This window comes from Sorangium sp. So ce426 (assembly GCF_051475585.1).
GTDB classification, from domain to species: domain Bacteria; phylum Myxococcota_A; class Polyangia; order Polyangiales; family Polyangiaceae; genus Sorangium; species Sorangium cellulosum_B.
The window spans coordinates 2,245,357-2,259,495 of the sequence record NZ_CP150341.1; the positions used below are offsets into that span (position 1 = coordinate 2,245,357).

Annotated in this window: 7 protein-coding genes; 6 read left to right on the forward strand and 1 reads right to left on the reverse strand. The window is 72.7% G+C overall.

Annotated features, from left to right (window positions below):
* Positions 1 to 312: 312 nt before the first annotated feature.
* Positions 313 to 3,777 carry a nitric oxide synthase oxygenase gene (locus WMF44_RS08545; protein ID WP_437298635.1) on the forward strand — a complete coding sequence of 1,155 codons (3,465 nt, stop codon included), beginning with the start codon at positions 313 to 315 and terminating at the stop codon, positions 3,775 to 3,777.
* Positions 3,778 to 5,024: 1,247 nt separating this feature from the next.
* Here WMF44_RS08545 and WMF44_RS08550 read toward each other — a convergent pair.
* Complete coding sequence (locus tag WMF44_RS08550) at positions 5,025 to 6,185, reverse strand: hypothetical protein (protein ID WP_437298636.1); 1,161 nt, start codon at positions 6,183 to 6,185, stop codon at positions 5,025 to 5,027.
* A gap of 100 nt (positions 6,186 to 6,285) precedes the next feature.
* On the opposite strand from WMF44_RS08550, the gene WMF44_RS08555 reads away from it, so the two are divergent.
* From WMF44_RS08555 to WMF44_RS08575, 5 genes are all read left to right on the forward strand, one after another.
* Positions 6,286 to 7,281, forward strand: coding sequence for a hypothetical protein (locus WMF44_RS08555; RefSeq protein WP_437298637.1), 996 nt, complete (start codon positions 6,286 to 6,288; stop codon positions 7,279 to 7,281).
* 96 nt (positions 7,282 to 7,377) lie between these two features.
* Complete coding sequence (locus tag WMF44_RS08560) at positions 7,378 to 11,085, forward strand: serine/threonine-protein kinase (RefSeq protein ID WP_437298638.1); 3,708 nt, start codon at positions 7,378 to 7,380, stop codon at positions 11,083 to 11,085.
* A 205-nt stretch (positions 11,086 to 11,290) separates the two neighbouring features.
* A complete protein-coding gene (locus WMF44_RS08565) occupies positions 11,291 to 12,475 on the forward strand; it encodes a cytochrome P450 (RefSeq protein WP_437298639.1) in 1,185 nt (394 codons plus the stop codon).
* Positions 12,476 to 12,591: 116 nt separating this feature from the next.
* Entirely contained in the window at positions 12,592 to 13,182 is a 591-nt protein-coding gene (locus WMF44_RS08570) for a Uma2 family endonuclease (protein ID WP_437298640.1), read from the forward strand.
* Positions 13,183 to 13,201: 19 nt separating this feature from the next.
* Positions 13,202 to 14,089 carry a hypothetical protein gene (locus WMF44_RS08575; protein WP_437298641.1) on the forward strand — a complete coding sequence of 296 codons (888 nt, stop codon included), beginning with the start codon at positions 13,202 to 13,204 and terminating at the stop codon, positions 14,087 to 14,089.
* Positions 14,090 to 14,139 lie beyond the last annotated feature (50 nt).

Here is a 14,139-nt window from a genome sequence, read left to right on the forward strand (position 1 = left end):
GGTGCCCGCGTCGACGTCGTGCCCTGACGCGGTGAGACCGCAGGCCGGCGCGCCAAAGTGCCCCATGGGGCAGATTGTGACGCGCGGACGGGTTCCCTCGAGGCAAAACAAGGAATCCCCCGACGCCGCGCACACCTTGGTAATCCGGGTGCGGCGGTGTGTGCCGGGTCGCGCGGGCGTTTTCGGGTCTCGGCCGGCCGGGTGATGCGCCGTATCCTGGCGCGGAGCGCTCCGCGCCATGCGCGGCCCTCGACGCCGCCTGGCGGCGGCGAGGGCGGTTGCGCTCCTCCGCGGATGCCCCTGCCGAGCACCATGAGCTTCCTCAAGATCGTCTGTTCCGAGCCCAGAAACGACCTCGCCTCCTTCCTCCAGTCGCTGCCGATCGAGCCCGCGGGGCCGGCCATCGCGCTCGTGATGGGCACCGCGGATCTCGCCTATCCGCTCGTGGCCGCGCGGACCTTCCTCGCGTCGGCGAGGGAGGTGGGCGCGTCGCACCTCCTCTGGGTGGCGCCGTACTTCCCTCCCTCGAGCCGGGTGGGGCAGCAGATCCGCGACGCCGAGGCGTCCGTGCGCGCCTCTGGCCAGGCGGTGACCACGGTCTGGCACGGACCTCTGCTGAGCGCGCTCAACCTCTGGCGCGAGGACATCCGGCTCCGCCGCACGCTGCCGCTGCCGCTGGGCGGCGGCGCGCTGCCCTGGGTGGCGCCCGCGGACGTGGCCCGCAGGGCGATCCGCGCGCTGGAGCAGCCCGGCGCGCCGGCGCCCGTCGTCTGCGGCCCCGCCGCGTGCTCGGGCGCCGAGGTGGCGGCCGCGCTCTCCCGCGGCCTCCGCGCCGGCCTGACGAGCGAGCGCTTCGCCTGGCGAAGGTTCGAGGAGATCGATCGCGACCACGACCGCAAGCTCAGCGAGGATGAGCTCCTGCCGTACCTCACCGGCCTCGGGATGCGGGCCGACGAGGCGAAGGCGCTGCTCCTGGCCGCGGACACGACCGGGGACGGGACCGTCGACTTCGAGGAGTTCACCGCCGGGCTGCGGGGGCGGCTCGACAACCTGGTCCAGCAGCTGCTGCGCGAGGACCCGTTCGAGCTCCGGTACGTGGACACGCCGGCCGATCGGGCCGCGGCGGCGCTCGTCCAGGCGGGCCTGCGGAAGGCGGCGGCCGAGGCGCTGATCGAGGGCTGGGCGAGCCTGGCCAGGGAGGGGATCCCCGCGGACGTCCGCGGGTCCGACGAGGCCTGGCTCGAGCTGCCGCCCGCGACCGTCGACGCCTGGGCCGAGCGGCACGCGCTCGATTTCGTCAACGTCCACCTCCTGCCCGGGCAGGGGCTGCTCTCCCGGCGCGAGGGGGTCGTCGAGAGCAGCGCCGCGATGGGCGCGCTGGCCGGCAAGGAGGCCGCGATCTCGAAGATCGTCGACGGCGGCGGCCGCATCCTGTCGCTCTCCCGCGCGCTCGACGGGAGCGGCGTCTCGGCGCGGTGGCTCGACGCGCCCATGGAGAGCCTCCGGTGGGTGCCGTGCGGGGATCGCGACAAGCGCCGCGCGCTGCTCCTGTCGAGCGGGCAGCTCACGGGGCTGCACGTCGAGGGGGAATGGAACGACCTCCCCTCGGCGATGCGGCTGCTCATGGCGCGCGGCCCGCTGCCCGGCTGGCAGCTCACGACGTTCCGGGAGCTCGGCGAGCTGAAGATCGATCAACCCGCGGCGCTGTTCGAGCCGAACGAGGTCGTGTGCAACTGCGCCGGGGTCAAGCGCGGGCAGATCACGAGCCTCATCGAGGCCGGGTGCGCGACGCCCGCCGAGCTGTCGGAGCGGACGCGGGCGGGCCAGATCTGCGGCGGCTGCGCCCCGGCGCTCGCCGAGATGTTCGGCGGATCGAGCCTCCAGCAGGCCGAGGTGAAGGCCGCGCGGGAGCTCTCCCCCGGGATCTTCCAGATCACGCTCTCGCCGGTCGGCGGCGCGCCGGCGGCGTCGGTGCCCGGGCAGCACGTGCTCGTGCAGGGCTACCTCGATCGGCGCTGGGTGGCGCGCGCGTACACGCTGTCTGCGCCGGCGCGCGCCGGCGGCGACTACGAGATCACGGTGAAGCGCGAGGAGCTCGGGGTGTTCTCGCGGTGGCTGTGCGAGCGCGCCGCGGCCTCGCTGCTGCGCGCGTCGGCGCCGAAGGGCAGCTTCGTCCTTCCGGCGCCGCCCGTGGAGCGGGTGGTGTTCCTCGCGGGCGGGATCGGCGTCACGCCGGCGATGGCGATGCTGCGGGCGCTCGACGGCGGGGCCGACCGCCTCGACGCGCGGGCCTTCCTCCTCGACTGGTCGGCGTCGCGCGCCGCGGATTTCGCCTATTTCGAGGAGGATCTGCGGGCGATCGCCGGCCGCACGCCCGGCGTCGCGTTCCGCCTGCGTGCGACGAAGGCGGAGGGTCGGCTGTCCAGGGAGCAGGTGGCCGAGCTGTATCCTTACCGGCCGGGATCGCGGGCGCTCGTGTGTGGTCCCGATGCCTTCATGCGCGACGCGCAGGAGCACCTGCGCGCGGTGGGCTGGCCGCCGGACGCCATCCAGCGGGAGCTGTTCAGCTCGAACGTCGACACCGCCGGCGAGGTCCGCCCGACGCCGCTCCGGCGCGCCGGCGCGGCGCGGGCGGCTGGCGGCGTGTGTCCGGTCGAGCACGGGTCGTTTCACGTGACCCCCACCGCGCCCGAGGCGGTGCCGACCGAGGCCGAGGCGTTCCTGCGCCAGTGCTACGCGGAGCTCGGGGTGCCCTCGGCGGTGGAAGAGCGCTGGCAGGAGGTGCGGGCGAGCCTTTCGAAGCACGGGACGTACACGCACCTGCCCGACGAGCTCGCCTACGGCGCCCGGCTCGCGTGGCGCAACAGCTCGCGCTGCATCGGGCGCTTCTTCTGGTCGACGCTCCACGTGCGCGATCTGCGCCACCTGAGGACGGAGGAGGAGATCTTCCAGGCGCTCGTCGAGCACCTCGATCTGGCGACGAACGGGGGCGACATCCGGGCGACGATGACGGTGTTCAGGCCGGGTGAGCCGCGGATCCGCATCTGGAACGGCCAGCTGGTCCGCTATGCGGGCTACCGGCTCCCGGAGGGCGGCGTGCTCGGCGATCCGGGGAACGTGGAGCTGACGGACCAGGCGCTCGCGCTGGGCTGGCCGGGCGGGGAGCGGACGCGCTTCGATCTGCTGCCGCTGATCCTCCAGATCGGCGACGGCCGGCCGAAGTGGTTCGAGCTGCCGCGGGAGAAGGTGCTCGAGGTGCCGATCGAGCACCCGCGGTATGCGTGGTTCGCCGAGCTCGGGCTGAAGTGGCACGCGCTGCCGGCGGTCTCCAACCTGGCCCTCGATCTCGGGGGGATCCAGTACACGGCGGCGCCGTTCAACGGCTTTTACATGGGGACCGAGATCGGCGCGCGCAACCTGAGCGACGTGACGCGGTACGACCAGCTGCCGCTCATCGCGGATCGCCTCGGGCTGGACCGGTCACGCAGCGACACGCTGTGGCAGGACGCCGCGCTGGTCGAGCTGAACGTCGCGGTGCTGCACTCGTTCCGGCAGGCCAAGGTGCGGATGATGGACCACCACACGCTCTCGGAGTACTTCAAGAAGTTCGAGCAGCAGGAGCGGCAGTGCGAGCGCCCGGTGTACGCGGACTGGACGTGGATCGTCCCGCCGATGTCGGCGTCGACCATGGCGGTGTTCCACACCAACATGGAGAACAAGATCCTGAAGCCGAACTACCTGTATCAGGACGATCCGTGGAAGGAGCGGAAGGGGTAGCGGCGAAGGCGCATTCACGAGCGAGTCGCCTGCGTTCCTCCCTGGCTGCGAGAGAGGTCGTGCCGAGACGCCCGGCCCCCGGAGGGGGTGCTCGTCGCGCGGGCGCGGGGTGGGGCCCCGCCGAACTCGCTTCCTGGCTGCGAGAGAGGTCGTACCGAGACGCCCGGCCCCCGGAGGGGGTGCTCGTCGCGCGGGCGCGGGGTGGGGCCCCGCCGAACTCGCCTGAGCCCTGTCTCCTCCGGCAGAGCCGGAGGAGACAGGGCTCAGGCTCAGACATCGGCCCATCCCCACCCCGCGCCCGCGCGACGAGCACCCCCTCCGGGGGCCTACCGCGGACGCAGAACCAGGGAGGAACTAAGGCGACGCCGTACCAGCGCGGGCCGCCGACACGGACGGCCGCGCTCGAGGGAGACGGAGGGGGCGCGACGGACTCGAACCATCGCGGGGGGGTGGCGGAGGGGGTGCGCGACGGACTCGATCCGTTGCGAAGGGGGTGGCGGAGGGGGTGCGCGACGGACTCGATCCGTTGCGAAGGGGGTGGCGGAGGGGGTGCGCGACGGATCGAGTGAGCCGCGAGGGGGTGGCGGAGGGGGTGCGCGACGGATCGAGTGAGCCGCGAGGGGGGTGGCGGAGGGGGTGCGCGACGGATCGAGTGAGCCGCGAGGGGGGTGGCGGAGGGGGTGCGCGACGGATCGAGTGAGCCGCGAGGGGGTGGCGGAGGGGGTGCGCGACGGATCGAGTGAGCCGCGAGGGGGTGGCGGAGGGGGTGCGCGACGGATCGAGTGGGCCGCGAGGGGGTGGCGGAGGGGGGCCGACGAATCGAGTGAGCCGCGAGAGGGCGGCGGAGGGGGGCGCGACGGATCGCGTCTGCTGGGAGAGGCTGGTGCCAGGGAGATTGGACGACCGCATGCCGAGCGCGACCCCTCGATGAATGAAGGATCGGACGTCCACGTGGCTCGCTCGCTCGAGCGGCCGACGTCCGGCGTTCGCTGTTGCTCTCCGCCTGACGGCGGGGGCCTTCGTTGACCCGTGAGGCGCCGCCGGCCCAACGAGCGCCGCCGTTGGGGCACGTAGCAGGCCGATGCGCGCCTGCTCATCTCCGCGGCGCGCGTCAGCGGCCGCGGTCGCAGCGGAGCCGGCCGTTCCTGTTCTCGATGTCTCCTCGGCACCGCCTCGCGTCCACCTTCCGGAAGGGACGCTGATGCTGCCGCGGCCGATCCGGTGCTGAGGTGCGCCCGCGGCGGCGCTCAGCGCAGGGCCAGCTGTGCGCTGGACGCCGCGAGCGCCTGACCGAGCCACCTCTCCAAGGTCGCGAGGTCGGTGCACGCCTCGATGCGCTCCGCATCCTCCGCGATGAGCGCGAGCTGCCGGTGCGCGAGCACGCGGCGCAGGGCCGCGCGCGCCTCGTCGAGGCGCCCCTCGAGGCGACCTTCGTCGACCAGACGCTGCTTCATCTTGGGATTGGCCGTGAGCAGGACTTCCAGGATGCGGTCCTGGCGCGCGTCGATCTCGGGATCGCCGGTCCTGGCGAACCGCCACAGGAGCTCCTCACGGGCCGTCGTCGACATGGGCAGGTACTTTAGCATGGACAGCACCCATTCAAGCGGCCGGCGCGGCGCCACCCAGCGGGCGAGCTCGTCGAGCGGCTGCCCCGAACGGGCGACAAGGAACGGCACCAGCTCGTCGCGCAGCGGGAGCTCGTTCGCCGCCACCCACACGAAGCAGCGCCCCAGCGGCTCCACGGCGTAGCAGCCAGGCGCGAAGCGAACCGGACGGCGCGCCTGCCTCAGCCACCCCGGAACGTGCGGCGCCGCCAGCCAGAGCGGCGTCTCACCCGGCCAGGACGGAGCCCGCTCCTCGACCCGCTGCACCTGCCTGGCCTGCCGGCGAAGCAGGGCCCGCTCCACGGCGGTCATGTCCAGATGGTCCCCCGCGAGCTTCAGCTCCACCACGACTTCCCCGTACGCCTGCGCCGCCGGCCACGGGGGCGGCAGGTGCGCGAGGAGCCCCGGGCGGAGAATCGCGAGCAGGCCGTCGGCCTGTACCTTCTCCAGCCGGATCTCGGGCGGATCTTGCCACATCACAGCTCCAGCCGTGACCCGCTCTATCTCTTCGGCAAACGTCCGCTTCGCGAACAGGTCCGGCTGACCCATCGTGTTGCGGGAGGTAGCAGACACGGAGCGCTGCAGCCAATGTCGCGTGCAGGCGGCAACCTCACGGATCGCCCTCCGAGCACGACCACCGCAATGCCGCCGCTTGAAGCACGATGAAAGGTGCAATTCTCGAACTAAAACCGAGCTGTCTCCGTAAGCACCTGGCAGGTACGTTGCAGCCGGGATCTCGCCGTCAATGGTCTCGCGGATGCGCTGAGAGCATGTTATGCACGAGGGCGTGCGCGTCTTCCTCACGGTCGCGATGTCCGTCGCGTCGGCTGCCGTCGGCTTGAGCAGCGCCGGTTGCGCAGACGATCACGCCCCTGCGTCAGGAAGCCATTCCGGTGGCGGCGGGGTGGGCGGCAATGGTCTCAGTGGCAGCGGCCCCGGCGGCGGGGGCCTCGGTGGCAACGGCCCCGGCGGCAGCGGCCCCGGCGGCAGCGGCCCCGGCGGCGCGGGCCTCGGCGGCGGCGCGGAGGCGTCGTCCGCATCGAGCAGCGCAGAGGCGTCCAGCTCGGCCGGCGCCGGGGGAGGGGAGGAGGGACGGCTCGACAGGTTCGGGATAGCGATGCTGCGGCCCACGCTGCCTTCGGGCAAAACGTGGCTCTCGACCTGGGACAACGGCGCCGCGCGCACGTTCTCGGGGATCGATCCGGCCGACGCCTGGTTCGACGCCGACCACGGCGATGCGTCGTATGACACCGACGGCCAGGGCATTCTCAAGATCAGCGGCCGCGTCCCGCGGATGTACGTGCACGACCCCGCGCTCGCCGACCCGTGGCGCGACGTCGAGGTCACGATGTATTTCCTGCGGGCCGCCGACGACGGGACACCTTATGGCGGCCTCGTCGCCATGACGCGCACCAACCACGGCACGATCGGCGACGAGGACGTCAACAAATGCGACACGCGCGGGATCGCCGCCCGCATGCGCTACGACGGCAAGATCGATTTCGAGAAGGAGACGAGCCACCCCGCCTCCTCGGCCATCCTCAGCAAGAGGTACTGGGAAGGCGGCATGCCGGAGCAGGTATGGATCGGGTACAAGCAGCTTGTCTACGACCTGCCGAACGGCGATGTGAAGCAGGAGCTCTGGATCGACGAGACCGACGGCGCGAACGGAGGCACCTGGGTGAAGATCCTCGAGCACGTCGACCAGGGGACCGACTTCGGCGTGGGAGGCGAGCCCTGTCGGCCGGGCATCGATCCCGCAATGAAGCTCACGCGGGAGCCGACCCGGGAGGGCTCGGAGACCGGCAAGCCCAACATCAGCGTCTATTTCCGGAGCGACGGCGTGGGCTCCGACGGGCTCCTGTACAAGAAGGGCAGCGTCCGCGAGATCGTGCCCTGACGGCGCCCGCGCGCGAACGCACGAGCGGACGAGGGAGAGCGTACGCGACCGGTTCCTGCGGGAGCGCCGGGGTGGCTGGGATATGCTTCGCGGCGGATGCCCACCTCGTCGCCGAATCCCTCCGGAGCCCCGCTCGGGCAAGGCGGCCGCCTCGGTCCCTTCCGGCTCGTCCGGCAGCTCGGCAGCGGCGGGTTCGCGCCGGTGTGGCTCGCCGAGGAGATCTACGAAGGCAGGAAGCTCCGCGACGTCGCCATCAAGCTCTTCTTCGTCCCCGAGCAGCTCGCGGGCTCCCCCGACGCGACGGCCGCGTGGCGAGACACGATCCTCGACGAGGCGCAGGCGCTCTGCCGGGTCGAGCACCCGAACGTCGTGCGGTTCTATTCGTTCCAGCGCGACGACGCCCTCGGCGTGGTCGGCCTGGTGATGGAGTACGTGGCCGGCACGAGCCTCGATGAGCTCTCTCGCGAGGCAGGCCGCCTCCCCGAGCGCGTCGTCCTCGAAGCGGCGTCCGCCGTCGCCTGGGCGCTCTCCGCGGTGCACACCGCCGGGCTCGTCCATCGGGACGTCAAGCCCGCCAACGTCGTCCGCGGGTCGGGCGCCTACAAGCTGATCGATTTCGGGATCTCCGGGGGAAACGCGCGGAGCTGGGTCGAGCGGGGGCTCGCCGCCCCCACAGGGCCGCCGCCCACCGTGGCGGTCGACGGATACTCCGGCACGGTGCTGGCCGAGGAGCCGGCGGGCGCGACAATGACCTTGAGCGTGCCCGCGGTCGCCGGCGCCGTCCGGGAGCTGGGCTCCGTGCTCGCGGGCACACCCGGCTACATCGCGCCGGAGTGCGCCGCCGGCCAGTCCGCCACGCCCGCCAGCGATCTCTACGCGCTCGGCGTCCTGATCTTCCGCCTGAGGACCGGCAGCCTCCCCGCCGAGCTCGAGCAGCGCAGCGGGGAGACCGCGCACTGGCTCCTCGTGCCGCGGCGAGCGGCGCCCCCGCTCGATGCGCTCGTGCCCGATCCGACGACGGCGACCGGCCTCCTCTCTCGCCTCACGGCGACGCTGGTCGCCCTGGATCCTCAGAGCCGCCCGCGGCACGCCGATCAGGTCGCGCGCGAGCTCGATCGCATCCTCGCCGCGCTCGATCCCGAGCTCGCCCCGCCAGGGAGCAAGGAAGGGTCACAGCCGCCACATCGCGCGTCCGACCTGTCCGCGCGGCCGGCGCCCGAGGGTCGCCCCGCGCGGCGCTCGCCGGAGGATCGCCCCGCGCGGCCGCTGCCGGAGGACCGTCCCGCGCGGCTCCCGCCCGACGGCCGGCCGCCGCTCCTCGGGCGGCGAGCCGAGCTCGACGCGATCGCGCGCGCCGCGCAGGCCGCGCAGGAGGGCCGCGTGCGCGGGATCGTGGTGGGCGGCCACCAGGGGATCGGGCGCAGCCGGCTCCTCGACGCCGCTGTCGAGCGCACCGGGTGGGACCTGCGCCACGTCGTCCGGCTCCGGTGCCTGCCCGAGCGACGGAGCCCGTTCCATCCGCTGCGCCGCGCCGCCGAGGAGCTCGGTGAGAGCGACCTGCCCGAGCTCCGCGCGCTCCCCGCGGCGCTGGAGCGCGCGCTGTCTCCGGCGCTGCTCCCCTCCGCGGACGAGGTCGCGCACACGGTCGAGGCCATCGAGGACGCGCTGCTGCGGGCGAGCGCCCGCGAGCCGCTGCTGCTCCTCGTCGACGATCTGCAGTGGGCCGACGCGGCGACGCTGGAGCTGATCAAGCTGCTCCTGCGGCGCGCCGCCGCGGAGGGGCAGGGCCGGCTGCTCGTGATCGCGGCCGCGCGCAGCGAGCCGAGCCGGCCGGCGCCCCTGCGCGCCCTGCTGGGCGAGGTGCGGGCGCGGGTGAGTCCCGGGGTGACCTACCTCGGCCTCGCGCCGCTCGACCCCGAGGCCGCCGCCGAGCTCGCGCAGGCGGTGGGCCGCGGCCTGCATCCAGCGGCCACGCAGGGCGGGGCCGCGGCGCTCGTCGCCCCGCTTGCCCCGCTTGCCCCGCTCGCGCCCGCGCTGGAGCGGGCCGTCGTCGCGACGTCCGGAGGTGTGCCCTTCTACATCGTGCACGCGCTCATGGCGTGGCACGAGGGCGGCGCCCTGGCGCTCCGCGACGGGACCCTCTGCGCCGCGGACGACCGGGCCCTGCGGGGGGAGGTCCCCGGCGTGGCCGATCTGCTCGAGGCCCGGGTGGCGTCGTTCGCCGACGACAGCGCCGCCGAGCGCAGCGCTTTGCGGACCCTCGCCGCGGTGGCGCTCTGCGGCGGCGGGCTCGGCGTCGACGTGCTCCTGCGCGTCGTGGGGGACGACGAGCGCGCCGAGGCGGCGCTCGAGGCGCTCGGCGGGGCGGGCGTGCTGACCGCCTCGGGCGACGCGCAGGAGTACAGCTTCCCGCAGGAGATGCTGCGGCAGGCGGCGCTCCACCTGACGCAGCGGCGGCCGTGGTTCCAGCGGCTGCACCGGGCGCTGCTCGACGCGCTCGCGGAGGGCGCGCAGGGGCGCGTGGACGCGGGGCTGCTCGGCGCGGGCTACGAGCGGCTCGGCGCGGCGGCCGAGGCGCGCCGCTGGCTCGGCCGCGCGATGGCCGAGGCGGCCGCCGCGGGGCTCTTCGAGGAGGCGGCGGCGCTCGCGGATCGGCTGGCCGCGCTCGCGGCGGATCCCGAGGCGCGCGCCGGCCTCGAGATCGACGCGGTCCGGGCGCTCATCCAGGGGCGGAAGCTCGAGGAGGCGAGCCGGCGGCTCGCGCGCCTCCCGGAGCACGCCGTCGTGGCGCGCGGCGGGCGGCTCGACGTGCGCCGGCGCATCCACCGGCTCGAGGTGGCGCGCGGGCTCAGCGAGGCGGGGGCCGACGATCCGGGGCTGCTCGCCGACGCGGACGCGCTCGGCGAGGCCGCGCTCCGCTGCGAGGCGCGGATGGCGCTCGCGGGGGTCGCCGCCGGGGCGGGGGTCGCCGGGGATCGCGCGATGGAGCTCGCGGGCGAGGCGGTGGAGCTCGCGGCGGGCGCGGGCCCCGCGGCCGAGCTCGCGGCCCGCGTGCTCCGGTGCGAGCTGAACTACGCGCAGAACCGCCGCGATCACGAGCTGCTGGAGCGCGATCTCCAGCGCGCGCTCGCCATCGCGGCGCCGCTGGCCTCGGCGTGGCACAGGGTCCACATCGGGGGCGATCTCGCGGTGCTCGAGGCCGAGCTGGGGCGGACCGGCGTGGCGATCGACCGGCTGCGCAGGCTCGTCGCCGAGGCCGAGCAGCAGGGGATGCGGGGCCAGCTCCGGCTGCTCCTGCAGAACCTCTCGGCCTTCCTGATGCGCGAGGGGCGCTTCGCCGAGGCGGCGGAGGTCGCGCGGCGGACCGCGGAGCTCGCGGCGCAGGACGGGGACCCCGCGCTCCGCGCGGCGGCGCTCTCGCTCCTTTCGGCGGCGCTCACGCGGGCGGGCCGGCCGGCCGCCGCGCTGGAGAGCGCGGATCAGGCCGAGCAGCTCCAGCGGGCGCGGGGGGACCGATACCACGCGCTGACGCTGCTCCGGCGCGCCGAGATCCAATGGGAGCTGGAGCGGGTGGGGGAGGCGCTCGAGGACGCGGTGGAGGCCCGGCGCGTGGCCGAGGAGCACGGCGACGACAGCATCGCCGCCGGCGCGCGCCTCTGGGCGGCGCTGCGCCGCGCGCAGCTCGGCAGGCTCGAGGCGGAGCGCCGGCGGCTCGTCGGGGAGGTGCGCGCGTCGAGCCCGCGCGTCATTGGCCTGTTGCGGGGCCTCTTGCCGGAGATGGCGGCGTGGCTCGACGAGGGGTGATCGCGTCGCCGGCTTTGGGCGCCCACGGGCGGCTCGAGAAGGCGCGTGACGGCGCAATGGCAGACGAGAAAGCGCCGGGGCGCGAGCACAAAAGGGCGCCAGAGCAGACGGAGAACGAAGCTCCGGCGCCGCCCGCCGCGTCGATGCTTTCGCCGCCGCGCTCCCCCGATTGACTCTCCACGACGCCCTCCATAGCGTCTCCAGCATGGATTTCCCGCTGGCCAATCTGTTCTTCGTGCCTTCCGAGGATGCGACGGCGTTCGGCCGGCGTCTCCGTGCTGCCGCCCAGCAAGCGCCGATCGTCTTCGATACCGTGTTCGGGATGCCGATCCTGCTGCGCAAGTCTCACATCACCACCGCATATCGCGACACAGCGACCTTCTCGACACGCATGTTGCAGGCCGGCATCTTGAACGGCGGTCTCGCTGCCATGCAGGGAGACGAGCACGCCAGGATGCGGCGCGTCTACAACATGTTCTTCCTCCCCCGCGCCGTCTCGCAGTACGAGGAGAGATTCGTCCGGCCGATCAGCGAGCAGGTCGTCGATCGGCTCGCGGGCAAGCCCCGCGTCGATCTGCTGGAGGACTTCGCGATGGAGCTGCCGCGGCGGGTGATCGGCGAGCTGTTCGGCTTCCCGGCGGAGAAGCTCCACGAGACCGACGAGCGCGTCCGGGCGATGCTCCGCGGCCTCGTCCGCATGCACGACCCCGCCGCCGTGGCCGAGAGCCAGAGGGCCTACGGGGAGACGCTCGGGTTGATCACGGAGGTCGTCGAGCGCGAGAGCAGAGACACCAGCGACACGTTGCTCGGCGAGATCCTCCGCACCCTGAAGGAAGAGCACATGGACACGATCGAGGCCTGCCGGCAGATCGTGCTGAGCCTGATACTCGGCGGCTATGAGACGACCAGCTGGCTGGTCGCCAACACCATCCATGCCCTGCTCGCGCACCCGGACACGCTGGCGCGGGTCCGGCAAGATCCTTCGCTGCTGCCCGCCGCGATCGAGGAGGGGATGCGCTGGTGCCCGAGCTCCTTTGGCGTGCTGCGAATGGTCGAGCGTGACGTCCAGCTCGACGATCAGGCGCTGAGCGCGGGAACGGTCGTCTGCCTCGCGGGCATCGCCGGCAACTATGATGAGACCGCCTATCCCTCGCCTGAGGTCTATGACATCGATCGCAAGCCGCTGCCCGCAGCGAACGTATTTGGCGGCGGCGCCCACTTTTGCGTCGGCGCGCCGCTCGCGCGCATGGAGGCGCGGGTAGGCCTCCAGGCGCTGCTCGCGCGCTTCCCGGGCCTCCGGGCGGTCCCCGAGGAGCGGCCGATCTTCATGGTTGGCGCGAAGGAATCCGTCGCGCACGGGCCGGACAAGCTGCCTGTGCTCCTGCGCTGAGGTGGCGCTCCCGCGGGATCGATGCGCTGATCAGGGCGCTGCGGCCGCGGCGAGGGGGAGCGACGGGCGGGCCTGAACGCCTTGCCCCGCCGCCGGCCCACGGGCAGGCTTCCGTCGTGGGCCAGTCCGCCGAGAAGCAGCGCCGCGCCACGTACGCCGACCTCGAGGCCGTCCCGCCGAACAAGGTGGCGGAGCTCATCCGGGGCGTGCTCCACGTCATGCCCCGGCCGGCGCCGCGACATGCGAACGCCGCGTCGTCGCTGGGGGCCGACCTGCACGGCGCCTTCCAGCGCGGGCGAGGCGGCCCCGGCGGCTGGTGGATCCTGGACGAGCCCGAGCTGCACTTCCCCGACCCGCACGCGCCTGGTGAGATCGACGCGCTGGTGCCGGACATCGCCGGCTGGCGCCGCGAGCGCATGCCCGAGCTGCCCGAGACGGCGTATTTCGCGCTCGCCCCGGACTGGATCTGCGAGGTCCTGAGCGCCTCCACGGAGGGCGTCGACCGCGACGAGAAGATGCCGATCTACGCGCGCGAGGGCGTGCGGCACGCATGGCTGGTCGACCCCATCCAGCGGACGCTGGAGGTGTACGTGCTCGGCGCGGATGGCCGCTGGGGAACTGCGGTCGTCCACCGCGAAGCCGCCCGCGTCCGCGTCGAGCCATTCGACGCCGTCGAGCTCGATCTCTCGGTGCTCTGGGCGAGGTGACCTGCATCGATGAGGACTCATGCCGGTCTCCATGACTTCTGACGACATCCTGGCACTGAGACACGAGATTCTCTCGTGCAACCATTGCTTTAAAGGCAGTAAGACTGCCCGGGGATGCTGGCATCATGAAGACATCCTCGGCGGCTACGAGCCTGGCAAGATTCTTGTGCTCACCATCAACGCACAGCGACCATTCGACCCTGCGTGGGAGGACGAGCGTTACAGGCCGCAGGCCAACGGTTCGAGGGGGGGAACCGCGCGCGCGGCACGCCGCGACGGCGGCCTTGCCATCTACCAGCAAATCCGAGACGAGGATAATCGGCGTAAATTGCGGTTCGCCGACGAGTCTTTGGCGATCTTCGCAGGCGCAGACCCGGGCGAGTTCGCTCCTTGGGTGGCCAAACATCCCGGACACAAGAAATGGCTGTCAGCGGCATGTAAGTTGCTTCTCGGGTCCAACTGCGACACAGCGCATAAGCTACTCGCCAAGCACTTCACTTTTCTCGACATCTATAAGCGTGCCACCGCGAACGAAGAGCACCTCGACCGAGTTGCGCAAGAGCATCCGCTCGCTGAGTGCCCTGGGCGCTGGCTGAACAGGCAAATTGACGTTCTTCGACCAGCATTGGTACTTCTGTGCGGGAGGACAGTCATTGCGCGAGCAAATGCGCTCTGGGGCGTCGGTGGAAGGGATCTGCAAGATTTGTCGAAGGTTGGAGCCGTTCATGGAAAGTCCTGGCTTCTGCAATTGCCCGGAGGCAATGTCGAATGCTGGACCGCCTACGGGATCGCCGGTTGGCCCGCGCAGCTTTGCTGGCCTAAGGCAACCGGTACGAATGCGCTGCAGAGGGCTATACAACGAGTCATTGATGCGAGGGTGCAACGTGAACTGCGACAGCCAGGCTAAGGTTCGCGTGAGGCCGGCAGTCAGTCTACCTACGCAGCGCGTCCTTGGAC